This is a genomic window from Paraperlucidibaca wandonensis (assembly GCF_042677145.1).
GTDB lineage: Bacteria > Pseudomonadota > Gammaproteobacteria > Pseudomonadales > Moraxellaceae > Perlucidibaca > Perlucidibaca wandonensis.
In genome coordinates, this window is the sequence record NZ_JBHTIT010000001.1 from 960072 (window position 1) to 982801 (window position 22730).

The window sequence follows — 22730 nt, forward strand, 5'->3', positions numbered from 1 at the left end:
CTTAGGACTCAGGGCGGTTGCGATGGCGAATGCGCCAGCAACGGTGGATTTTCTGGTTGCGCTGATAATCAAAACCAATGGTCTCAGCACTGATGTCCTCAATCTCAAACTGCGCCATCAGCGCCTCATCGAGGCCGAATTTGCGGAAGTTATTGGAGAAATACAGCGTGCCGTCATCAGTTAGTAGGCGCATGGTCAGTTGCAGCATGCGCACGTGATCGCGCTGCACATCGAAAACATCTTCACTGCGTTTCGAGTTTGAGAACGTCGGCGGATCAAGGAAAATCAGTTCGTATTGTTCTATTGGACGCGCTGCCACTTCTTCTTGCAGCCAAGCCATGACATCAGCCTGAATCAGGCGGTTTTGCTCATCGGGCAAGCCATTCAGCGCTAGGTTACGTTCAGCCCAGAGCAAATACGTTGGCGATAAATCGATGGTCGTCGTGCTTAGCGCGCCGGCTAAAGCAGCGTGCACACTCACCGTACCAGTGTAGGCAAATAGGTTGAGGAAATGCGTGCCTTCAGCCTCACGAGCAATGCGTTCGCGCATTGGGCGGTGATCTAAAAACAGGCCAGTGTCGAGATAGTCTGTGAGATTGACCAATAACTGCGCCTTACCTTCGCGCACCTCAAAAAACTTGCCGCGCTTGGCCTGCTTTTCATACTGCTGCTTGCCACTTTGGCGCTCACGCACTTTCAAAAATACTTTGTCGCGATGCAGACCCATGATGTGGCGAATCGCACGCAATGCCAGCTTAAAGCGCATCGCCGCTTTTTCAGGATCGATGGTTTTCGGCGGCGCGTATTCCTGCACATGCAAGCGGCCATCGTAGACATCGACGGCTAAGTTGAACTCAGGCAAGTCAGCATCATAAAGACGGAAACAGCGGATGCCCTCGGCATTGGCGATTTTCAGCGCCGCTTTTAGATTCTTCTGCAGGCGGTTGGCAAAATCCATGGCCTCGGGCGGCAGCTCATCATCGCTAGGATAAAACGCCAGCGGCAACTCAGCTTCGGCTGGAATCACGCGACCATGGCGAGCAAAAATCGGCAGCGCGCCGTTAAACAGGCGCTGCGTATTTTTATGCTCTAGGCCTAAAGCGTCGGCGTGCTCGATATTGGCGGCCAGCACTACGGCATCCCAATTCGGCAGATGCTTGCGCAGCTCGCGGCCGAGTGCGCGATACACATATTTAATGCTGTCTTCTTCGCCCAAACGCTCGCCATAGGGCGGATTAGTGGCGATTACGCCGGGCACAGTGAAGTTTTCACCTGCGCCGGTCTCGGCAGCATCCCAGTCGTTGGGCAATGGCCAGTCACCAATGCTGTGCTGGGCGAAATGCATCCACTGCGCAACACCAGCGGCTTGCGCGTTACGTTGGGCACTGCGAAGCGCATCGGGGTTGGTGTCAAAACCAACTAATTGCGGTGGTGATTTTTCCTGAGCCGCGAGTCGCATGGCCACGGCTTCATCGCGTACTTCGCGCCACACGTTTACGTCATGGCCCATCCAGCCTTCGAAGCCAAAACGCACACGCGCCAAGCCTGGAGCAATATCGGCCCACATTTGCGCGGCTTCAATGAGCACAGTACCGGAGCCACACATTGGGTCAAATAAACGACCTTGGCCGCGCGCTGGCCAGCCGGCTTGCATGAGCAAAGCGGCGGCCAATGTTTCCTTTAAAGGCGCATCGGTTTGCGCCACGCGGTAGCCACGTTTGTGCAAGCTATCGCCAGAAAAATCGATGCTAACGCTGATATTTTCTTCTTCAATGAACAAGTGCAGGCTGAGATCTGGCTGCTCACTATCGACTGATGGCCGGTTACCGGTGCGATCACGAAAGCGATCCACTATGCCATCTTTTAAACGTAGGCTAGCAAAGCGTGTGTGGGTGGCTACGCCTTTAGATGCGGCAGCACGAATGGCAAAACTAGCGTCTTCACGCAGCACATTTTCCCAAGGATATTTCAGTGCGGTTTGAAATAACTTGTCGGGATCACCAGAAGGCACGCTAAACAGCGGCAGCAGCACGCGCGAAGCTAAACGCGACCATAAGCACAGACGATAACCAGTGGCCAGATCGGCTTGCACCGAAATTGCACCTTTGAGCTGGCGTGGCTGACTAGCACCAAGCGCAATTAATTCATCGACCAATAGCTCGTCGAGACCATCGGCACCGGTAACAATCCATTCGCGCAATTCGGTATTAGTGGCACTCATGATTCACGGCTCACGACTGCTTCCGCCTGCTGCGCGGCTTTCTGTTGCATGGCGCGCGAGGCACCCAAAATTGCTTGGCGTATCACATCAGGCCCCTCATAAATAAAACCGGTATAGACCTGCAACAAAGATGCGCCGGCTTGAATTTTTTCAGCTGCTGAATCGGCATTGGCAATGCCGCCAACGCCGATCAAAGGCAGTTTGCCATCGAGTGCAGCATTCAGCTCCCGCAATACGCGTGTGGCTGATTCGCGCACTGGGCGACCGCTTAAGCCACCAGCTTCATCGGCATACTGCAGGCCAGCTACAGCTTGGCGACCGATGGTGGTGTTTGTCGCAATAACGCCATCGATGCCTTGCTCAAGAAAAACTTTAGCCATCGACTCGACTTCTACTAAGGCTAAATCAGGCGCAATTTTCACCAGCAAAGGCACGTATTTACCGTGCGTTGCGGCAAGCTCGAGCTGCTTAGATTTCAACACCTCTAATAAACGTTGCAGTGCAGCCTCGCCTTGCAGACTGCGCAAACCCTGCGTGTTTGGCGAGGAAATATTGACCGTGATGTAACTCGCGTGGGCATAGACTTTTTCTAAGCAAATCAGATAGTCGTCGGCGGCATTTTCCACCGGCGTATCCGCATTTTTACCGATATTAATGCCTAAGATGCCGGCAAATTTAGCGCGCTGAACATTGCGCACGAGGGCATCCACGCCATCGTTATTAAAGCCTAGACGATTGATGATGGCACCCGCCGCTGGTAGGCGAAACATGCGCGGCTGTGGATTGCCAGGTTGTGGGCGTGGCGTGGTGGTGCCAATTTCGATAAAGCCAAAGCCTAATGCGGCCATGGCATCGATGTAGTCACCGTTTTTATCGAGACCAGCAGAAAGACCAACGGGATTGGGGAAATCTAGACCAAGCACTGAAACAGGCTGTGTTGGTGGTTGCGGCCAACGCTGCATAAAGCCCATGCGTTCAGCCCAGCGTAGACCGCCAAGCGCGACGTGATGCGCAGTTTCAGGCTCAAATTGGAACAAGGCGGCGCGCGCCAACGGATACCACATCAGTCATTTCCCACAGCATCAAGAGGCGCAGATTATACGCCATGGCGCGCGGCAAGAGACACCGCGCGCCAACACAGAGGGAATTAAACCTTAGCCTCGAATACGCGACAGCGTCTCCCGCGTATCCGATGATAAATCGCCGGATAAAAGCCCATCGAGTTCTCGTAGGATATGCGCTTGCCTAGACTCATCGAGCTTTTGCCAAATGCCGAAAGCGCCAGCTAGGCGCGAGGCCAGTTGCGGGTTACGCGCATCAATGGCGAGCAACTGCTTAGCTATTAGGCCATAGCCCCTGCCCTCTGCATCGTGAAATGCCACGGGATTATTGTTGGCAAACTGGCCAATAACAGCGCGTACGCGATTGGGCACAGTGGCATCAAAATCGCTGTGCGCGAGCAAGGCCTCGACGCGTTCGCGTGTTTCAGCTTGCGGCGCACTGGCTTGGGTCGCGAACCATTGATCCAACACTAGCGGCTCATGCTTCCAGCGTGCATAAAATGCCTGCAAAGCATCATCGGCACCGGGTAATTGATGATGAACCAATGTCGTCAAGGCGGCTTGCTCGGCGCTCATATGCGGCGCCTCTTTCAACCAATGTTGTGCAATGGCCGCAGCCGCACCTGACTGCAAACGCGCCAAACCATCCAGCGCTACCGCCTCGACACTGCGGGCAGCAATGGCTTGTGCGCTGTAAACATATGGCTTGAGCATTTCTTGCTTGGCCAACACCGTACCTAATGCGCTTTGCAAGGGTGCTATTACTTGCAGCAGCACACTCTCACGCGCGCGCTGCAAAGCTTCGGGGTCATAACAGGCCACTTGATCAGACAAATACGCCAAGCTCGGTAGTTGCAGCATTTTTGCCGCCAAGGCCGGATCACTGGCCGCAAGTTCCGACCAAACCTCAGCAATGGCTGCTGCTAGAGCACTTTCCTGCGGTTGATGCGCACGCAAATCGCCGCTGCGATATTGCTCAGCCAGCGCTAAAATCTCGCGCGTGGCCAAAGCGTAACTCGCCGACCAACGATTAAAGCTATTGCTATCAAGACGGATGAGTTGCGCCAGATCGGCATCGCCAAACTCAGCTTTGACGCGAACTGGCGCGCTGAAATCGCGAAATAGCGATAGCACTGGCACTTGCGAAACATCATCAAATTGCCAGCTTTGCTCGGCCTGCTCTAACACTAGTAAATGCTCATTCGCCGTTACGCCATTTAGGCTGGTCGAGAGCTCGCCCTCTTTACCGATAAAACCCAAGCGCACGGGAATGGGGAGTGACTCTGGCGTTGAGCTACTTTTCGAAGATTGAGTTTGCGTCAAGGTCAGCGTGAGGCGCTGGATATCTTTCTGCCAAACGCTGTTGACGCTCACCACGGGCGTGCCAGGTTGGCGGTACCAACGCAGCCATTGGCTAACAAACGCGCCGGCATCTAGGCCATTGGCTACGGCCATGCTGTTGAGAAAGTCTTCGACTATTGCCGCTTGGCCATCGTAGGTTTTGAAGTAATGATCGCTGCCACGACGGAAGCCATCGGCACCTAAAAAAGTGTGCAGCATGCGGGCAATTTCTGCGCCTTTTTCATAAATCGTGAGCGTGTAAAAGTTATTAATTTCAACGAATGATTCGGGCCGTACAGCGTGCGCTAAGGGGCCGGCATCCTCAGCGAATTGATGCGTTTGCAGGAAGGCGACGTCTTCTAAACGCTGCACCACCGCCGAGAGCTGGTCGGCTGAAAACTGCTGATCACGAAATACCGTAAAGCCCTCTTTTAAGCAGAGCTGGAACCAATCGCGGCAAGTCACGCGATTACCGCTCCAGTTATGAAAATACTCATGCGCCACCACCGCTTCTACGCGCTGAAAGCCGGCATCAGTCGTGGTTGCCGGATGCGCTAAGACACAGCTGGTATTGAAGACATTTAGGCCTTTGTTTTCCATCGCCCCCATATTGAAATGCGACACTGCCACAATCATGTAACGGTCTAAATCGTACTCGCAGCCGTAGCGCTCTTCATCCCAGCGCATGGCGGCTTGCAGCGAACGCATGGCGTGATCGCACTTATCTTGGTCAACTTCAGCAGTGTAAATCTCTAGTGCAACTTCACGGCCACTGACGGTGGTAAAGCTATCGCGCAATACTGCTAAATCGCCGGCCACTAAGGCGAATAAATAGCTGGGTTTGGGGTGCGGATCTTCCCACGTTGCCCAGTGGCGGCCATTCTCAGAGTCGCCTGTTGCGACGCAGTTGCCATTGGAGAGCAGCACGGGGCAGCTGGCTTTATCAGCTACGATGGTGGTGCGAAATGTCGACAGCACATCGGGGCGATCAGGATAAAGCGTGATTTTGCGAAAGCCTTCAGCCTCGCATTGCGTGCAATAGAGGCCGTGCGAGCGATACAAACCCTCTAGCGCGAGATTTTGGTCGGGATAAATGCGCACTTTAGTGCTCAGCACCCCGCCTTCACCGGCGCCGGCGAACTGCCACTTTTCATCTTGCCATTGCCAATCATTGGCACTCAGAAGCTGGCCACTCCAAGCCACACTTAGTAGCTCTAAATCGGCGCCTAGCAAGGTTAAAACAGCTTCTTTAGGAGCGGTTAAAGCGCGCTTAAAGCGCAACTCAGCGCTGACTTCCGTATAGTCGCCGAGCAACTCAAAGTGCAACTCTGTGTGCTCGAGCGTGTAATGCGGTGCTTGGTAATCCTTCAGATAAATTATCTTTGCCGCCACACCTGTTTCGGTCTTCATAGCACAGTCACTTCCCATTCATAACCGGTGTATTTGCGTACATTGAGCACGCCCGTATCGAATAATAAATATTGGCCTTTAATGCCGGTCAGCACGCCCTCAACCACGCCTTTTTCTGGCGCAAGTGACTTAGCCTTCAGCGCAAACTGTTGCACTGGATAACCTAAGGCTAACACCTCTGCTTCTAGTGGCTCGATTTGACTAGGGTATTCCGCCATCAGCGCATCTAGCTCGGCATGACAGAGCTCAAACAACCGCTCACGCTCAGCAACTAAATCCATATCGGCATAATCGCCTTTGACTAGGGCCTGCCATTTGGTTTTGTCACTGATGTGCTCAGCCAGCACGACCTCAATCAATCCTGACAAACGCCGTGTCGCAACGCGAAAAATCGGTAAGGCCTGCCCTGCCCCTTGGTCAACCCAGCGCGTAGGAATTTGTGTTTCGCGGGTAATACCCACCTTCACGCCAGTAGAGTTTGCTAAATAAACAATGTGCGGGATCATGCAATTGGCCTCTCCCCAGCTCGGCTCGCGGCAAGTGCCCAGATGATGATGGCAAGTTTCCGGCTTCATGATGCACATGTCGCAGGCCGCAAGCGTGGTCAGGCAGCGATAGCAATAGCCCTGACTAAACGATTTATTGCTCGACTTACCGCAGCCGACACAGGTGATACGCTCAGAGCAGCTGATGCGCAGCGATTGGCCGATATGCTCATTGAGCGAAAAATCGTTACCGTCTAAGGGCAAAAAATAACGTAGGTCATCGCTACCTAAGGTCTGTTGATCGACTCGCATTTTCCGTACAGTACCGCGCATATCGGCTCCTTGTGTTGGGGCGAAAATAGGATATTGCTATGCCCGATGAAGCCATGCCCGACCAAGCTAAGCCCGATGATGCCACGTCCAACGGCGCTAAAATCGCCTCGGCAACATCAACACTCGCTCCCGCAGCAGCGCATTTGCTCGCCGAGGCTATTGCTCACATCAGCACAGACGCAGACTGCTTGTGGGTCTCAGATGCTGCCGTTTTACCGCCAAACAATGCGCAATGGACAACGCGTACAGCTAGCGCTTTGCTCAGCGAGCCGTGGCAAAAGCGCTACGCTCTCGCCATTGCCCATCTGCCCGACACGCTAACAGCGAGCCAAGCGCTACACCTGCTATCGAGCCTGCGTGACTTGCATGCGCGGCAGGTACTGGCGTTTATTCCTGTCGATGCATTTCGCTGGCAGGCCGCCGACTTACTGGCGCTAGGCATGCAACGTCACGCACGATTTGAGCAAGAGCAGCAGCTCATCGAGGCTTGGAGCTTTGATATTAAAACCTATAAGCCAGTGCCCGACTGGCTCAATCCACGGTTCTGGGCAAACCCAGAAAACTGGAATAGGTTTCGCTGGTAAATCAGTTGTTTAGTGCAGAAACTTAACCGGCTTTTCTACCACTGATGGGTCGTCGCAGACCTCACCTTCCTTTTGCTCTTTATGGATGTAGCCGCTGTGCTCTTGTACCGGCAAATGCTGCTTCTCCCAGACAATAACCGCCTGCATGCAGGTTTCTAATTGCTCGCGCGTTAGGCGCTTGCCATCCGGCCATTTACCCAGTTCCACCGCACGCTTTAAGTTGGCAACGATGTCTGGCGTTAGTACATCGAGCATGCGCGCTAATACGGCTTCGTTCATGTCACTCTCTGAAACTTAAAATGGATTAATCGATGCCGGCTTGATGGCTATTCCAGCCGAGTTTGGTGCGGCAAGCGGCATAAAAATCATGGCCTGGTGGGTGCAATAAGCGCAATTTGAATGGATGCTTACGCACATAAATCCAATCGCCGGCCTGCAAAATCTGCCCGGGCTGGCCATCGGTACTCACGCGCGGCGGGATGTCCGACAATACTAGAATCTTAATTTCGCTATTGCCATCGACAACAATGGGTCGGCTACTGAGCGTGTGTGGATGCATGGGCACAAGGCCGATGGCATCGAGTTTTGGATGCAAAATTGGACCGCCACCGGATAAGGCATAAGCCGTGGAGCCTGTCGGTGTGGAGATAATTAGGCCATCGGAACGCAGTCGATAAACGAACTGACCTTCGATATAAAGCTCAAACTCGATCATGTGTACAGTGGTGCCGGTGTGCAAAATGACATCATTAAGCGCCAGCATCTCGCTCTCTTCACGGCCATTGCGCACCACAGTGGCACTTAGCAAAAAGCGCACATCCTCGCTGTACTGCCCAGATAAAACTGCGCCCACTTGCTGCTCTATCTCACTCGGCAAAATATCGGTGAGAAAGCCCAAACGGCCACGGTTAATGCCAAGCACAGGAGTATTTGCACGAGCGAGCGTGCGGCCAGCGTGCAGCAAAGAGCCATCACCACCGACAACAATAATCAGGTCGCAGGCTTCACCGAGCTGAGCTTTTGAACAAGCTTGAATATCATCGCGCCCCATGATCTCAGCCGTATCATCGTCATAAATGACGTGGCGGCCTTGAGCGACGAGGTAACGATGCAGATCGCTTAATGTGTCAGCCACCGCGGCATTGCCGGGGCGGCCCATTAAGCCAATATTTCGAAAGGAATCCATGGGCTAACCTTTAGCGCGTTGCGATTAGTCTAGCGACTACACTCAATGGGCGAAAGGCGTTTCAATAACTGCGGCTATATTTTAGGTGCGGGTTTTAGATTTCAACAGCATCATCAACGTTTGGTTCATCGCTTAGCCAAAGTTCTAGCTCATCGCGTTCCCAAAACTCTTCTCGTTCCATGTCCATACTTTTCTCTCTTCTGACTTTTTATTTGGTCAGGAGAGTTAAGCCTAGATAGATGACAGTGTCGTGACAGCGAATTACTGCTTGGCAATAACTTGCTGCACAACCACTGGATTCTGCTTGCGCTCACCTCGCTGCAGGCGCTGCCAAAGCGTGCTGTCTGGCCATTCTTCTTGCACTTGTTCAGAGAACTCAACGCGCGCCATATCAATAGGGCCAATGCGCGGATTATCGATGTCATCGCGAAAGCACTGGGCGTAGCCAGTAGTAGTTTCATGAACAATGACTGAGTGCAGTCGCACATCTTGCTCGCCATTAGCCATATCGGTAAGGCTTAATGCACGGTCAACTAGCGTGAAAAATACTCTTGAAAACTGCTCTGCCGATGGCGATACCGGTAAGGCAACCCAACGCGCGCTAAACTGCTTACACGCGGCAATATAGTCGGCGTCATCTTCATCCCAAAACGCCACAGCATGGTCAAAGGCATCGATAAGATTACGAATATCGTCTTTCATCAGGCCAAAGTCGTAGACCATTTGGCCGTTATCTAAGGCGTGGGCTTCGAGCAGAACTTCTACTTGATAGCTGTGGCCATGAATCGAGCGCTTACAGCGATCGCTACTGCAATTACGCACAATATGCGCATTTTCAAAGCGAAACAGCTTTCGAATTAACATGTACTCACTCGCAATATCGTAGGGAAAAACCAGCTCTTCGTGGCCCATAGTCTAGCAAAATCACGCGATAAGCGGCGGCATTTTCAGTCGCAAGTTTCGCGACAGGCTTGTACAATCGCCCACGGCTTGTGTTGTCACCTGGGCTATCCGCTCATGACCCCAGACAACCTCTATTCAAACGCCCCATCAGGAGTTTTATTCATGAAACAGCCCGTTCGCGTAGCAGTTACCGGCGCCGCCGGCCAAATCGGTTATAGCCTATTGTTCCGCATTGCCTCTGGCGAAATGCTCGGCAAAGACCAGCCCGTTATTTTACAAATGCTGGAAGTGCCTTTCGAGAAAGCCCAGGCTGCGCTAAAAGGCGTGATGATGGAGCTCGACGACTGCGCATTCCCACTGCTGGCCGGCATGGTTGGTAGCGATGACCCAAATGTTGCTTTCAAAGATGCTGACTACGCCCTGCTCGTTGGCGCTCGCCCACGCGGCCCAGGCATGGAACGTAGCGATCTTTTGCAAGAAAACGCGAAAATCTTCACCGTGCAAGGCAAGGCCTTAAACGACGTGGCATCGCGCAATGTCAAAGTGTTGGTCGTTGGCAACCCAGCTAACACCAACGCCTATATCGCCATGAAATCAGCACCTGATCTACCAGCGAAAAACTTCACTGCCATGCTGCGTTTAGACCACAACCGCGCCCTATCGCAGTTGGCCAGCAAAACTGGTAAAGACGTTGCCGCCATTGAAACCATGACCGTGTGGGGCAACCACTCACCAACTATGTATGCCGATTACCGCTTCGCCACTATCGCTGGTGCTAGCGTTAAAGACATGATCAACGATGAAGACTGGAACCGTAATGTGTTCTTGCCAACCGTTGGCAAGCGCGGCGGCGCCATCATCGAAGCTCGCGGCTTGTCGTCAGCAGCCTCTGCTGCCAACGCTGCCATTGACCACATGCACGATTGGGCCCTAGGCACCAATGGCAAATGGGTCACCATGGGCATTCCATCCGACGGTAGCTACGGCATCCCTGAAGGTGTCATGTACGGCGTGCCAGTGACTTGTGCAAACGGCGAATACACACGCGTTGAAGGCTTAGAAATTGATGCCTTCTCACGTGAACGCATGGACTTCACGCTCAATGAGCTGCTTGAAGAACGTGACGGCGTGGCGCATTTGCTTTCCTAAGCAATCGCTCCTGCGTTAAAAACAAACCCGCCTAGTGCGGGTTTGTTTTTATATGGCATATGAAAAAATCATGGCATGCTCTAGACCAATAACTTTCTCGCTGCCATCAGCCTTTCTTCGCTAAAAATAAAAACAGAGGTCGCCCATGCCCAACGGCATCATCAACTCCATTGCCTACGATAATACTGGCAAGCAAATCGAACGCGTTGAGCTGGCCAAGTCACGGGACTTTCTCGCCGCCAATCCGCAAGCATTTTTATGGATTGGCCTACACGAGCCCGATGCCGACACATTAACGCTGCTGCAAAACCAGTTTGATTTACACGAGTTGGCTGTAGAGGATGCACTAAGAGCCCATCAGCGCCCGAAAATAGAAGCCTATGGCACACAACGCTTTGTCGTCGTGCATACCGCTGAGCGCGAAGGCTCACGGATTGTGTTTGGCGAAACGCATTTATTTATAGGCGAGCGCTTTATCATTAGCGTACGTCACGGCCCCTCACACTCCTACGCCACCATGCGCCAGCGCGTTGAAGCGCGCCCACAGCAGTTAGCGCACGGCCCAAGCTATCCGCTATACGCCGTGCTGGATTTTATCGTTGATAACTACGTGCCCATAGTGGAAGACTTTAAGCAGACGTTGCACCAGCTTGAAGCTGATATTTTCTTACCGCATTACAAACGCGGCACCATTAAACGGCTCTATATACTCAAGCGTGAGCTCATTACGCTGCGTTTAGCCTCATCGCCTATGCAAGATATCGCACAGGAATTAAGCCACGCTACAGATAATCTCGTGCACCCAGCCATTCGCCCTTATTTTCGCGATATTGCCGACCATTGCACCCGCATTAATGAAGCTATCGATGCGCTTAACGAGCTGCTGAGTTCGGCCATTCAAGTGAATTTATCGCTGGTTACCGTTAAGCAGAACGAGGTTGTAAAGAAGCTTGCAGGATGGGCTGCGCTACTGGCACTGCCCACTTTAGTCACCAGTATTTATGGCATGAACTTCAAGTTTATGCCGGAGCTAAGCTTGCCCTACGCCTATCCAGCCGTGGTTGTTTTAACCACGCTCGCCTGCCTGAAACTGCACAGTACATTGCGACGAGCGGGTTGGATGTAGCTAGATCAATGCGTGCGGTGCGGTGATGACACCGTTGTTGTCGGCATAGACATATTCGCCAGGACGGAAGGTGATGCCACCAAAGGTCACTGGCACATCGACCTCACCGACGCCTTTGCGCACACTTTTAAGCGGAATCGATGCCAGCGCCTGCACGCCCAGCTCCAGCTCAGCGATGGCATCGACATCGCGAATGCAGCCATAAACGATAACGCCAGCCCAACCTTGATTTACAGCGCTCTCGGCAATCATGTCGCCAAGTAAGGCACAGCGCAGCGATCCGCCGCCATCAACCACTAACACACGGCCATCGCCAGGAGTTGCCAGCAGTTCTTTAACGCGCGAATTGTCTTCGAAACATTTCACCGTAACCATGGCGCCGCCGAAAGCTAACGAGCCGCCAAAGTTAGAAAACATCGGCTCGCAAACACGCACGACATCGGCGTGGTCATCACATAAATCGCAAGTTACAAAAGACATCGTTCGCTCCTGTTTAGTTCAAAGCCATCAAGTCGTTATAGTGTAAACGCTCAACGCCATACTTGGGCATCGGCCCTAATGCTAAGGTCGCCATGGCTTTCGCCACATCAGCGCCGTGAATTGGCCGATAAGATGATAAAGGCCCCATCAGCAAAGGCGCTAAAGGCATAGATACGACTTGACCAATACGCTCGCCAAGGCGCTGCTCGGCACGCTCTCCAAGCAAAAGTGACGGCTGCACAATGCTCAGCGTGGCAAAACCCATCGTTTGCAATGCCGCTTCCATCTCACCTTTCACACGCGAATAAAACGACGCCGAGCTTGTCGAGGCGCCAACTGCGCTGACTACAATAAAGTGCTGCACGCCGATGCGTTTGGCTAAACGCGCAAATGCGATCACGGCATCGTAATCGACCGCGCGAAATGCCGCTTGGCTGCCTGCGGTTTTGATGGTGGTGCCAAGACAGCACACGGCTGCTTCGGCCTGCCACGTGGTCATCCAGCCTTCAAGCGAATTGAAGTTAGCAATATGTTCTTGCACGCGCGACTTTCGCTTCAAAAAAGGCAGCGGTCGCCGACCAACGCTCATCAGCTTAGGCCGTGATGGCGCTTGCTCTAATAGACGAATTAATTTTTCACCAATAAAACCACTGGCGCCTGCTAACAAAATACCCGACATAGCACTATCCTTAAGACCTACACTGCGCGACTCTACCCGCAAGCGCCGCCGCCGTCAGCACTAGCCGAGGACCTCATGCCATCATTGCCCGCCATTTATCGCCGACAGCGCCTTTGCGCGAGCCGTCGTGGCGCCCTAGCTTTGATGGCTTGCTGCCTGTGCGCAACACCAGTTCAGGCCGAAAAGCTCTATCGCTTTCAAGATGCCAACGGCAATATGCTGCTAACCAACCAAGTCGCTGCCGGTGGTAAAAAGCCATTGCAGGCAGCCGATAAGCGTTATCAAAGGCTAATTAAAGTAACCTGGTATGCCGACACCAATGTCCATCGCTATGGCAACTGGGGAACAGATGAGACCTCCGTGCGCCCCAGTGCCAGCAAAAATAAACATGCGTTTGATGCCGTCATTGCTGCCGCAGCGGCTAAGCATAATCTCGACTTTGGCCTGGTAAAGGCAGTGATACATACTGAATCGGGCTTTAACCCTAATGCGCGCTCTGGCCCTGGTGCGCAAGGATTAATGCAACTGATGCCTGCCACCGCCGACCAGTATCGCGTAGCCAATGTCTGGGATCCTGAACAAAATATTGAGGCCGGCAGCAAACATTTACGCTATCTGCTGAACCGATATAAAGACGTGAAAATCGCCCTAGCCGCCTATAACGCGGGCCAAGGCAATGTTGATCGCTATGGTGGCATTCCGCCGTTTAGCGAGACCAAAGATTATGTGGCTCGCGTAATGAGTCGTTATCAGCGGCTGTATGCGCAGGTAGTGCCTCAAGTGGCGTCAGCACCCCAATAGTCGCGCCCTCGAGCACTAAGGCGTAACGACTTAGGCAAGGCCCAGGACCTGGCATTTTGCACTCCCCAGTAACCACATCGAAACGCCAACCATGCTTCACACAGCGTAGGCTTAAGTTTCTCTCGCCATCGGCTTGAGCAATATTCGCCGACCTTAGCTCTGCTTGCCGATGTGGGCATTGGTTGCGCACTAAATAACGCTGACCATTTTCCTGAATCAGTAATAACGGCACGCCATCGACCGAGAACTCACCGCGATAGCCATCGTCTAAATACATGAGTTTTTCTAGCACAACATAAGTCATGGCTTAGGCTCACCCAACACTAATCAAACAGTAGATAGCCGAAAGGCGGGTTACCCCGCCTTTCATGCTGTACGTATCAGAAACTACGGCAAATTACTTACCGTGATTTTCCGATAAGTAGAACCACGTTGCTAGCACTGAGTCTGGGTTCAACGACACCGAATCAATGCCCTGCTCCATTAACCATTGCGCAAAGTCAGGATGGTCTGATGGGCCTTGGCCACAAATACCAATGTACTTGCCAGCATCATGACAAGCCTTAATGGCGCGCGAGAGCAAGAACTTCACAGCCGGGTCACGCTCATCAAATAGATGCGAGACGATACCGGAGTCACGATCTAGGCCCAACGTTAGCTGTGTTAAATCATTGGATCCGATTGAGAAGCCATCGAAATGCTGCAAGAACTCATCAGCCATGATGGCGTTAGTCGGCAGCTCACACATCATGATGATGCGTAGACCGTTCTCACCGCGCTTGAGGCCCTTTTCTGCCAATAATTCAATAACTTTAGCGGCACCTGTTGGTGTGCGCACGAACGGAATCATGATTTCGACGTTGGTTAAGCCCATGACATCGCGAACTTTTTTCAGCGCACGTACTTCAAGATCGAAGCAATCGCGGAAATTGTCAGAGATGTAGCGGCTAGCACCACGGAAGCCGAGCATTGGGTTTTCTTCTTCCGGCTCGTAGAGCTTACCGCCGATCAAGTTGGCGTATTCGTTGGACTTAAAGTCCGACATGCGCACGATGACTTTTTTCGGATAGAAAGCCGCCGCTAGCGTAGCAATACCTTCAGTCAGTTTATCGACATAGAAATCGACTGGTGATGCATAACCGGCACAGCGTTGATCAACAGCTTGCTTAATGTCTCGTGGCAACGTGTCGTAGTTCAGCAGTGCTTTCGGATGCACACCAATCATGCGGTTGATGATGAACTCAAGACGCGCCAAGCCAATGCCTTCGTTGGGCAATGTAGCAAAATCGAATGCACGATCGGGGTTGCCGATGTTCATCATGATTTTGAATGGCAGTTTCGGCATCGATTCAATCGAGTTTTTCTGAATCTCGAAGTCGAGCAAGCCTTCGTAAATAAAGCCGGTGTCGCCTTCAGCACATGATGCTGTCACTTCCATGCCATCTTTCAAGATGTCAGTGGCATTGCCGCAACCAACAATGGCCGGAACACCTAATTCGCGCGCAATGATAGCGGCGTGGCAAGTACGGCCACCTCGGTTAGTAATGATGGCGCTGGCGCGCTTCATTACCGGTTCCCAATCAGGATCAGTCATATCAGACACTAGGACATCACCAGGCTGCACTTTGTCCATCTCTTTGATTGAGCGCACAACACGAACTACGCCAGAGCCAATACGCTGGCCAATCGAGCGGCCTTCGCACAGCACTTTGCCTTTTTGCTTGAGTAGGTAACGCTCCATGGTGCCGACGTTTTGGCGGCTTTTCACGGTTTCAGGGCGCGCCTGCACGATGTAGAGCTTGCCGTCGTCGCCATCTTTCGCCCACTCGATGTCCATTGGCGAACCGTAGTGTTTCTCAATAATCAGTGCTTGACGCGATAACTCTTCAATTTCAGCATCGCTTAGTGCAAAAACGGCACGTTCAGCTTTATCAACATCAACGATTTGCGTGGAATGGCCAGCAGCACCGCTATCGCCATAAATCATTTTTTGCGCTTTCGTGCCCAAATTACGACGAAGTACTGCTGGGCGACCGGCATTCAATGTGCCTTTGTGTACATAAAACTCATCGGGGTTTACTGCGCCCTGCACCACCATTTCGCCCAAACCGTAAGAGGCAGTGATAAAAACGACATCACGGAAACCAGACTCGGTATCTAGCGTAAACAAAACGCCAGCGGTACCAATTTCCGAACGCACCATACGTTGGATGCCGGCAGACAAAGCCACCAGTTTGTGCTCAAAGCCTTGGTGAACGCGGTAAGCAATCGCGCGGTCATTAAACAAGGAGGCAAACACTTCTTTGATGGCAACGAGCACATTGTCGAAGCCACGAATATTGAGGAAGGTTTCTTGTTGGCCAGCAAACGAGGCATCAGGTAAATCTTCTGCGGTTGCCGACGAACGGACAGCTACCGGCATTTGCTCATTACCGCCGGTCAGTTCGTCGAAGTGCTGGCGAACTTCAGCTTCTAAAGCTGGCAGCAATGGCGTTTCGACAACCCACTGACGGATTTTCTTGCCTGCTACAGCCAAGGCCACAACGTCATCAACATTAAGCGCGTCGAGCACATCGTTAATTCGTTTGTTCAAACCGCTTTGTTCTAGAAAATCGCGATACGCTTGCGCTGTGGTTGCAAAACCACCAGGAACAGAGACACCGGCATTGGCCAGATTACTGATCATTTCGCCTAAAGAAGCGTTTTTGCCGCCGACGGTGTCGACATCGTGTTTACCTAACTGCTGAAACGGAATGACAAGATTAGCCACGGTGATGCTCCCTGTTGGGGTGAGAAATCGCGTCGCGGTGGATCACACGCTGCGACTGAGTGAATTGATTCTACTCTATGCTTTTCGCCTTTGCTGTTTTCCTCATCGGGTTTTACGACCAAGGTCGCAGGCTTTTATTGGCTTCGACATGGGCTTACGCAATAGACTAGTCAGTTGTTTTTAATTGTCTTTTTTCATGGCAGACTAGAAATACATTGGCGCTATCTGACCGGCCATACCATTCACCAAATAAATAACATCTATTTATTTTGAAAATAAACGGGGAAAACATGAAGCGCACCGTATTTTTCGTCTCCGATGGCACCGGGATCACCGCCGAAACCTTAGGCCACAGCCTGCTTGCTCAGTTTGAAAATGTCGAGTTTGAGGAAAGCACACTGCCTTATATCGATACCGTTGAAAAAGCCGAGGCAGTAGCAAAGGAAATCAACCGCGTAGCAAATCAAGAAGGCACAGCAAATCGCCCGATTATTATCGACACCATTGTCGACAAAGATATTCGTGACGTTATCGCTCGTGCTGATGGCTTTATGATGGATGTGTTTGAAACATTCGTCGGCAAACTACAAACCGAGCTTGCTACTCAGGCTGTCAATGCCATCGGTAAGTCGCATTCTATTATTGATAACAAGAGCTACAATATTCGCATTGATGCGGTGCATTTTGCGCTCGATAACGATGATGGCGCCCGCACTCGACACTACGACAAAGCGGATCTTATTTTGGTTGGCGTCTCACGATCTGGCAAAACACCGACGTCGCTATATATGGCTTTGCAATTTGGGATCTTTGTTGGCAACTACCCACTTACCGAAGATGACTTTGATGACCTTCGCCTCCCCAGCTCATTACGCGAGCATAAACATAAGATATTTGGCTTAACCATCGATCCAATACGCTTATCTGCAATCCGTAATGAACGACGCGCAAACTCGGGCTATGCGTCGCTGAGCCAGTGCCAAAAAGAAGTTCGCGCTGTGGAGGCGATGTTTAACCGCGAGGGCGTACCGTTTATTCAAGCGACGCATTTGTCGATTGAGGAGATTTCTACTCGAATTATGGCGTCGGTTGGGCTTAAGCGGCGGTCTTTGTGAGCTGAGCGTTAGTCTTTAACTGACAAAGGTGCCTGGGCTGCGGCTCAAGAGTCCAAGCCACAGATAATTCCGAATGTGGGGTCGAGACCATGGGGTGGGTGAAGCATAGCGCAGCGTGGCTCACCCACCCCATGGTCTCGACCCCACACCAAAATACCTCTAAACAGTCTTAGCAAGCTCCCGCTTACTAACGACCTCAGCCTCAAGCACCAATGCCCCATCTTTAACAGACACCGCAACGCGCCCACCTTTATCAGCAAGCTTGCCGAAAAGAATCATCTCGGCCAACGGCTTCTTCAGGTGCTCTTGCAGCACACGCGCCATCGGACGCGCACCCATCAAGCGGTCATAGCCTTTCTCAGCCAGCCACGTACGTGCATCTTCATCGACATCAAGCAGCACATGCTTGTCGTCGAGCTGAGCCTGTAGCTCAACCAAGAACTTATCGACCACACTGCCAATGACCGAAGGATCGAGCGCAGAAAACGCGATAATGCCATCGAGACGGTTACGGAACTCAGGGGTGAAGGTTTTCTTCAGCGCCTCAGTACCGTCGCTACTGTGATCCTGATGTGTAAAGCCCATGCTCGAGCGGCTGATTTGTTCAGCACCGGCGTTAGTCGTCATAACCAACACCACATGACGGAAGTCAGCTTTGCGGCCATTGTTATCGGTCAGAGTGCCGTGATCCATAACCTGTAGCAGCAGGTTAAATACCTCTGGATGCGCCTTTTCGATTTCATCAAGCAGCAATACGCAATGCGGATGCTTGGTCACAGCTTCGGTAAGCAAACCACCTTGGTCAAAACCAACATAGCCTGGTGGCGCACCAATCAAGCGAGATACGGTGTGACGCTCCATATATTCGGACATATCGAAACGTATCAACTCAATGCCTAGCGTGCGAGCCAGTTGTCGCGTGACTTCGGTTTTACCAACGCCCGTTGGGCCAGAAAACAAGAAGCTGCCAATTGGTTTCTCGGGCGACTTCAGGCCAGCGCGCGATAGTTTGATCGCGGCGGCTAGCGAATCAATGGCAGCATCTTGACCAAACACCGTCATTTTCAAATCACGCTCAAGATTGCGCAGCGCTTCTTTGTCATTAGACGAAATAGCCTTTGCAGGTATGCGCGCAACTTTTGCCACCATCTCTTCGATGTCAGCAACTGTGATGACTTTTTTGCGCTTACTCACTGGCTGCAAACGCTGATAAGCGCCGGCTTCGTCGATCAAGTCGATGGCTTTATCGGGCAGGAAGCGCTCATTAATATAGCGATCGGCAAGCGTGGCGGCCGAGAGCAGCGCCTTGTCGTGATAACGCACGCCGTGATGCTCTTCGAAACGCGACTTCAGGCCACGTAAAATGCGATAGGTTTCATCAACGCTGGGCTCTTCCACATCAATCTTATGGAAGCGGCGTGATAGCGCACCATCCTTCTCAAATAGGTTACGGTACTCTTGGTAAGTCGTTGATCCCATGCACTTTAGTGTGCCGTTAGAAAGCGCAGGTTTAAGCAGATTCGAAACATCGAGCACGCCGCCGCCAGCTGAACCAGCACCAATGATGGTGTGAATTTCATCGATAAACAAAATGGCGCTGGGCTTATCGATCAGTTCATTAATCAAAGCTTTAAAGCGTTTTTCGAAGTCGCCACGGTATTTTGTGCCCGCCAGCAAAGCGCCAATATCCAGCGAATACACCACGCCATCGGCAATAGCATCGGGCACTTTACCTTCGACAATCAACCACGCCAAACCTTCAGCGATGGCGGTTTTGCCGACGCCCGGTTCACCCACCAAGATAGGATTATTTTTGCGACGACGGCATAGCACTTGAATCGCACGCTCAATTTCTGGCTCGCGACCAACTAGCGGATCTATGCGGCCCTTTTTCGCCATCTCGTTTAAATTAACGGTGTAGTTCACCAATGCCGAATCGGCAACGGCTTCAGCTCCACCCTCTGCTTCAGAGGACTCATTAATTTTTGGCTCATCTTCATTTGAGGATGAGCTTCCATGCGACAAGTAATTAACCACATCTAGACGGCCAATGCCCTGCTGCTTCAGTAGGTACACCGCATGCGATTCTTGCTCAGAGAACAGCGCCACCAAGACATTAGCGCCGACTACTTGGCGCTTGCCGGAAGACTGCACATGAAACACGGCGCGCTGTAGAACGCGCTGAAAGCCAAGCGTAGGTTGTGTCTCGCGCCCACCATCGGGCTCTGGCAACACAGGCGTTGCATCATCTATATAGGTTGTTAATTCACGACGCATGGCATCGGATTCGCCACCGCAAGCTTGTAGCGCAGCGACTGCTGACTCGTTATCCAGTAGTGACAGCAATAAATGTTCCACCGTGATGAACTCATGGCGTTTTGCTCTTGCCTCACGGAATGCCACATTGAGGGTCAGTTCTAGTTCCCGACTTAACATGCCTGCCTCTCCTTGCCCGTGCTCACAGCACCGGCTCTACCAGACACAGCAGCGGATGCTCATGCTGCCGCGCGTAATCGACCACAATGGCCGCTTTAGTTTCTGCTACATCACGTGAATAAGAGCCGATTCCAGCCTTACCCATATGATGCACTTGTAGCATTAGGCGTGTTGCATGTTCACCGGTCAGGCCGAAAAACAGCTCCAGCACCTCAATGACAAACTCCATAGGAGTGTAATCGTCATTAATCAGCACAACTTGATAGCGTTTTGGTATCTGTAACTCTGGCTTTGGCGGCTCAATCAGCGCTGTGCGACCGACATCGGGCCGTTCATCATCACTGTCTGGGCCACTCAATGGCCACTTACTCGTTGCATTCATACGGCATCATAGAAATTTAATCGTTAGTTCACTCTAGCAGATAGTGTTGTGCTGACTAGCCTTAACTGTAGAGAATTTATGCATTTAACCATCTTGTATTTGCTACTGCTTAGCGACTAAACAAACCTCGGGCAAAACCATTAGGCGAAAAAAAACACCTTTGCTTAGCCATGACGCAGCCAAGCAAAGGTGTCTTTAGTCATACTTACATATGGCTGATGATGGCATCGCCAAATTCAGAGCAGCGCAGCAATGTGGCATCGGGCATTAAACGCTCGAAGTCATAGGTCACTGTTTTCGCGGCAATGGCATTTTCTACGCCTTTGATGATCAAGTCAGCAGCTTCGCCCCAGCCCATATGACGCAACATCATCTCAGCTGAGAGAATGATTGAGCCTGGGTTGACCTTATCTTGGCCAGCGTATTTAGGCGCCGTGCCGTGGGTTGCCTCAAAGACAGCAATCGAACCGCCTAAGTTAGCACCCGGCGCGATGCCGATACCGCCAACTTCAGCAGCAAGCGCATCGGAAATATAATCGCCGTTGAGGTTCAAGGTAGCAATTACCGAGTACTCAGATGGGCGCATCAGAATTTGCTGCAAGAAGGCATCGGCGATGACATCTTTGATGATGATATCGTTACCGGTTTTTGGATTACGGAGTTTCATCCATGGGCCGCCGTCGATCAACTCGCCGCCAAAACGCTCAGCCGCCAGCTCATAGCCCCACTCTTTGAAGGCACCTTCGGTGTACTTCATGATGTTGCCTTTGTGCACTAGCGTTACCGACGATTCATCATTATCGATGGCGTACTGAATGGCCTTGCGTACCAAGCGCTGCGTGCCTTCTTTCGATACAGGCTTAATGCCAATACCGCAGTTCTCAGTGAAGCGAATCTTCGTCACGCCCATTTCTTCTTTCAAGAACTTGATGACCTTGATCGCATCAGGCGTGTTGGCCTTCCACTCGATGCCGGCATAAATATCTTCTGAGTTTTCGCGGAAGATAATCATATTGGTCAGCTCAGGATGCTGAACCGGGCTAGGAACGCCAGGGAACCAACGCACAGGGCGAATACAAACGTATAGGTCTAATTCTTGGCGCAATGCCACGTTAAGCGAACGAATGCCGCCGCCTACTGGTGTGGTCAATGGGCCTTTGATGCTGACAACGTATTCGCGCAGCGCCTCAAAAGTCTCTTCTGGCATCCAAGAGTCACTACCGTACACTTTAGTGGCTTTCTCGCCGCAATAAACTTCCATCCACGAAATAGCGCGCTTGTTGCCATAAGCGGCAGTCACTGCTGCATCAACCACTTTGATCATCACTGGTGTGATGTCAGCGCCGATGCCGTCGCCTTCGATAAATGGAATGATGGGGAAATTTGGTACATTAAGGGATAAATCGGCGTTGACGGTGATTTTGCCACCATCGGTTGGAACCGAAATCTTCTGGTAACCCATTCTGCAGGTACTCCGTCAGGAAAGTGGCGCGGGTAGCGCCGGGATGGCGATTGCAATAGCCAGTATTGAATCGTTCTTATTGGTCTCGAGTATACTCATGCTGCCTCCTACTCCCAAGACATCTCATGCAAAAAAACACCACCGTTCACCCTCAAAGTCGACCAAAGTTCAAGGAAGACAGCCCTTCTCGTCTAATTTTGCTGCATAAGCCTTTCAATGTGATGTGCCAATTCAGCCCTGAGGGTGAGCGCTTGACCTTGAGCGAGGTTATGGCAGCGAGCGGCATTGAACGCCCGCGCGATGTTTATCCCGCTGGACGCCTCGACTACGACTCTGAAGGCTTGGTGTTGCTGACCAATGACGGAGTGTGGCAGGCACGTATTGCCCAACCGCGCTCGAAAATGAACAAAACTTATTTGGCGCAGGTCGAAGGCAGCGTTGGCGATGATGCTATAAGTGCCTTGCGCAACGGCATCATGCTTAAAGATGGGCCAGCGCGAGTGGTGATGGCTGAGCATGTAACGCCCGCACCTGAAGTCAGCGAGCGCCATCCGCCAGTACGCTTTCGCGCCAGCATTCCAACAGATTGGCTGCGCCTGAGCATAAATGAAGGTCGTAATCGTCAAGTACGGCGTATGACGGCTGCTGTTGGCCTACCAACCTTACGCCTCATTCGCGAGCGCGTTGGCCCATGGACACTCGACGGCCTAGCCGTTGGCGAGTGGCGCGAAATTGACTTAAATGAAGCAGTGCGCACTTTAGGGCCTGCACAGCGCTAGACAGTTCGATCAACACCACACAAGCGC

At 52.0% G+C, this 22730-nt stretch carries 19 protein-coding genes and 1 pseudogene; 6 read left to right on the plus strand and 14 right to left on the minus strand.

Translation table 11 applies throughout. The features are described 5' to 3' along the window. Position 1: 1 nt before the first annotated feature. The 4 genes from rlmKL to ACFQ0F_RS04495 all read right to left on the minus strand — a co-directional run bounded on the left by rlmKL (position 2) and on the right by ACFQ0F_RS04495 (position 6851). Positions 2 to 2221, minus strand: a complete 2220-nt coding sequence (rlmKL, locus tag ACFQ0F_RS04480) for a bifunctional 23S rRNA (guanine(2069)-N(7))-methyltransferase RlmK/23S rRNA (guanine(2445)-N(2))-methyltransferase RlmL (RefSeq protein WP_379069536.1) — start codon at positions 2219 to 2221, stop codon at positions 2 to 4. After that, on the minus strand, positions 2218 to 3285 hold the full coding sequence (locus ACFQ0F_RS04485) for a quinone-dependent dihydroorotate dehydrogenase (protein ID WP_340674763.1): 1068 nt from the start codon (positions 3283 to 3285) through the stop codon (positions 2218 to 2220). The genes rlmKL and ACFQ0F_RS04485 overlap by 4 nt, the downstream gene beginning before the upstream one ends. A gap of 90 nt (positions 3286 to 3375) precedes the next feature. After that, positions 3376 to 6033 (minus strand): aminopeptidase N, encoded by a 2658-nt coding sequence (gene pepN, locus ACFQ0F_RS04490; protein WP_379069539.1) that lies wholly within the window; start codon positions 6031 to 6033, stop codon positions 3376 to 3378. Next, positions 6030 to 6851, minus strand: a complete 822-nt coding sequence (locus tag ACFQ0F_RS04495) for a DUF2797 domain-containing protein (protein ID WP_340674765.1) — start codon at positions 6849 to 6851, stop codon at positions 6030 to 6032. Before ACFQ0F_RS04495 ends, pepN begins: the two co-directional genes overlap by 4 nt. A 38-nt stretch (positions 6852 to 6889) precedes the next feature. Between ACFQ0F_RS04495 and ACFQ0F_RS04500 the strand changes: the two genes are divergently transcribed. Further along, positions 6890 to 7435 carry a DUF6231 family protein gene (locus ACFQ0F_RS04500; protein ID WP_379069542.1) on the plus strand — a complete coding sequence of 182 codons (546 nt, stop codon included), beginning with the start codon at positions 6890 to 6892 and terminating at the stop codon, positions 7433 to 7435. Between the two features lie 9 nt (positions 7436 to 7444). Here the strand turns inward: ACFQ0F_RS04500 and ACFQ0F_RS04505 are convergent, their stop codons facing one another. The 3 genes from ACFQ0F_RS04505 to ACFQ0F_RS04515 form a co-directional block, all read right to left on the minus strand. After that, positions 7445 to 7714 carry a DUF1315 family protein gene (locus tag ACFQ0F_RS04505; protein ID WP_340674767.1) on the minus strand — a complete coding sequence of 90 codons (270 nt, stop codon included), beginning with the start codon at positions 7712 to 7714 and terminating at the stop codon, positions 7445 to 7447. Positions 7715 to 7739: 25 nt separating this feature from the next. Beyond that, a complete protein-coding gene (locus ACFQ0F_RS04510; RefSeq protein ID WP_379069545.1) occupies positions 7740 to 8621 on the minus strand; it encodes an NAD(+) kinase in 882 nt (293 codons plus the stop codon). Between the two features lie 261 nt (positions 8622 to 8882). Continuing rightward, positions 8883 to 9485, minus strand: coding sequence for a 6-pyruvoyl trahydropterin synthase family protein (locus ACFQ0F_RS04515; RefSeq protein WP_340674769.1), 603 nt, complete (start codon positions 9483 to 9485; stop codon positions 8883 to 8885). 201 nt (positions 9486 to 9686) lie between these two features. Between ACFQ0F_RS04515 and ACFQ0F_RS04520 the strand changes: the two genes are divergently transcribed. Beyond that, positions 9687 to 10673, plus strand: a complete 987-nt coding sequence (locus ACFQ0F_RS04520) for a malate dehydrogenase (RefSeq protein ID WP_340674770.1) — start codon at positions 9687 to 9689, stop codon at positions 10671 to 10673. Between the two features lie 145 nt (positions 10674 to 10818). Further along, positions 10819 to 11799 carry a magnesium and cobalt transport protein CorA gene (locus ACFQ0F_RS04525; protein ID WP_340674771.1) on the plus strand — a complete coding sequence of 327 codons (981 nt, stop codon included), beginning with the start codon at positions 10819 to 10821 and terminating at the stop codon, positions 11797 to 11799. On the opposite strand, the gene rraA is transcribed toward ACFQ0F_RS04525, so the two are convergent. Further along, complete coding sequence (gene rraA, locus ACFQ0F_RS04530) at positions 11800 to 12279, minus strand: ribonuclease E activity regulator RraA (protein WP_379069550.1); 480 nt, start codon at positions 12277 to 12279, stop codon at positions 11800 to 11802. Between the two features lie 13 nt (positions 12280 to 12292). Then, positions 12293 to 12958 (minus strand): NAD(P)H-binding protein, encoded by a 666-nt coding sequence (locus ACFQ0F_RS04535; protein WP_379069553.1) that lies wholly within the window; start codon positions 12956 to 12958, stop codon positions 12293 to 12295. Positions 12959 to 13033: 75 nt separating this feature from the next. Between ACFQ0F_RS04535 and ACFQ0F_RS04540 the strand changes: the two genes are divergently transcribed. Further along, positions 13034 to 13759: a lytic transglycosylase domain-containing protein gene (locus tag ACFQ0F_RS04540; RefSeq protein ID WP_340674774.1), complete on the plus strand. Its 726-nt coding sequence runs from the start codon at positions 13034 to 13036 to the stop codon at positions 13757 to 13759. Here ACFQ0F_RS04540 and ACFQ0F_RS04545 read toward each other — a convergent pair. Further along, complete coding sequence (locus ACFQ0F_RS04545; RefSeq protein ID WP_340674775.1) at positions 13665 to 14063, minus strand: Rieske (2Fe-2S) protein; 399 nt, start codon at positions 14061 to 14063, stop codon at positions 13665 to 13667. The two genes, ACFQ0F_RS04540 and ACFQ0F_RS04545, sit on opposite strands and share 95 nt — an antisense overlap. Positions 14064 to 14156: 93 nt before the next feature. Then, positions 14157 to 16529: a phosphoenolpyruvate synthase gene (gene ppsA, locus ACFQ0F_RS04550; RefSeq protein ID WP_379069557.1), complete on the minus strand. Its 2373-nt coding sequence runs from the start codon at positions 16527 to 16529 to the stop codon at positions 14157 to 14159. A 290-nt stretch (positions 16530 to 16819) separates the two neighbouring features. On the opposite strand from ppsA, the gene ppsR reads away from it, so the two are divergent. Further along, on the plus strand, positions 16820 to 17644 hold the full coding sequence (ppsR, locus tag ACFQ0F_RS04555; protein ID WP_379069560.1) for a posphoenolpyruvate synthetase regulatory kinase/phosphorylase PpsR: 825 nt from the start codon (positions 16820 to 16822) through the stop codon (positions 17642 to 17644). A 222-nt stretch (positions 17645 to 17866) separates the two neighbouring features. Here the strand turns inward: ppsR and clpA are convergent. The 3 genes and pseudogenes from clpA to icd all read right to left on the minus strand — a co-directional run. Further along, positions 17867 to 20080: pseudogene (gene clpA, locus ACFQ0F_RS04560) on the minus strand (ATP-dependent Clp protease ATP-binding subunit ClpA); the annotation flags it as partial. Between the two features lie 22 nt (positions 20081 to 20102). Beyond that, the gene (gene clpS / locus ACFQ0F_RS04565) at positions 20103 to 20462 is read right to left on the minus strand and encodes an ATP-dependent Clp protease adapter ClpS (protein WP_340674778.1); all 360 of its coding nucleotides are present in this window, start codon (positions 20460 to 20462) and stop codon (positions 20103 to 20105) included. 205 nt (positions 20463 to 20667) lie between these two features. Next, positions 20668 to 21924: an NADP-dependent isocitrate dehydrogenase gene (icd, locus tag ACFQ0F_RS04570; RefSeq protein WP_340674779.1), complete on the minus strand. Its 1257-nt coding sequence runs from the start codon at positions 21922 to 21924 to the stop codon at positions 20668 to 20670. A 125-nt stretch (positions 21925 to 22049) separates the two neighbouring features. Here icd and ACFQ0F_RS04575 point away from each other — a divergent pair, with 125 nt between their 5' ends. Further along, entirely contained in the window at positions 22050 to 22703 is a 654-nt protein-coding gene (locus ACFQ0F_RS04575) for a pseudouridine synthase (RefSeq protein WP_379069565.1), read from the plus strand. Positions 22704 to 22730 lie beyond the last annotated feature (27 nt).

Bases quoted from the DNA above. Each gene is read 5' to 3' on its own strand.
- ACFQ0F_RS04575 (WP_379069565.1), top strand. From the start codon at position 22,050: ATGCAAAAAAACACCACCGTTCACCCTCAAAGTCGACCAAAGTTCAAG.
- rraA (WP_379069550.1), bottom strand. From the start codon at position 12,279: ATGTCTTTTGTAACTTGCGATTTATGTGATGACCACGCCGATGTCGTG.
- ACFQ0F_RS04485 (WP_340674763.1), bottom strand. From the start codon at position 3,285: ATGTGGTATCCGTTGGCGCGCGCCGCCTTGTTCCAATTTGAGCCTGAA.
- ACFQ0F_RS04495 (WP_340674765.1), bottom strand. From the start codon at position 6,851: ATGCGCGGTACTGTACGGAAAATGCGAGTCGATCAACAGACCTTAGGT.
- ACFQ0F_RS04525 (WP_340674771.1), top strand. From the start codon at position 10,819: ATGCCCAACGGCATCATCAACTCCATTGCCTACGATAATACTGGCAAG.
- ACFQ0F_RS04540 (WP_340674774.1), top strand. From the start codon at position 13,034: ATGCCATCATTGCCCGCCATTTATCGCCGACAGCGCCTTTGCGCGAGC.
- ACFQ0F_RS04535 (WP_379069553.1), bottom strand. From the start codon at position 12,958: ATGTCGGGTATTTTGTTAGCAGGCGCCAGTGGTTTTATTGGTGAAAAA.
- ppsR (WP_379069560.1), top strand. From the start codon at position 16,820: ATGAAGCGCACCGTATTTTTCGTCTCCGATGGCACCGGGATCACCGCC.
- ACFQ0F_RS04545 (WP_340674775.1), bottom strand. From the start codon at position 14,063: ATGACTTATGTTGTGCTAGAAAAACTCATGTATTTAGACGATGGCTAT.
- rlmKL (WP_379069536.1), bottom strand. From the start codon at position 2,221: ATGAGTGCCACTAATACCGAATTGCGCGAATGGATTGTTACCGGTGCC.
- ACFQ0F_RS04500 (WP_379069542.1), top strand. From the start codon at position 6,890: ATGCCCGATGAAGCCATGCCCGACCAAGCTAAGCCCGATGATGCCACG.
- ACFQ0F_RS04520 (WP_340674770.1), top strand. From the start codon at position 9,687: ATGAAACAGCCCGTTCGCGTAGCAGTTACCGGCGCCGCCGGCCAAATC.
- ACFQ0F_RS04505 (WP_340674767.1), bottom strand. From the start codon at position 7,714: ATGAACGAAGCCGTATTAGCGCGCATGCTCGATGTACTAACGCCAGAC.
- pepN (WP_379069539.1), bottom strand. From the start codon at position 6,033: ATGAAGACCGAAACAGGTGTGGCGGCAAAGATAATTTATCTGAAGGAT.
- ACFQ0F_RS04510 (WP_379069545.1), bottom strand. From the start codon at position 8,621: ATGGATTCCTTTCGAAATATTGGCTTAATGGGCCGCCCCGGCAATGCC.
- clpS (WP_340674778.1), bottom strand. From the start codon at position 20,462: ATGAATGCAACGAGTAAGTGGCCATTGAGTGGCCCAGACAGTGATGAT.
- ACFQ0F_RS04515 (WP_340674769.1), bottom strand. From the start codon at position 9,485: ATGTTAATTCGAAAGCTGTTTCGCTTTGAAAATGCGCATATTGTGCGT.
- icd (WP_340674779.1), bottom strand. From the start codon at position 21,924: ATGGGTTACCAGAAGATTTCGGTTCCAACCGATGGTGGCAAAATCACC.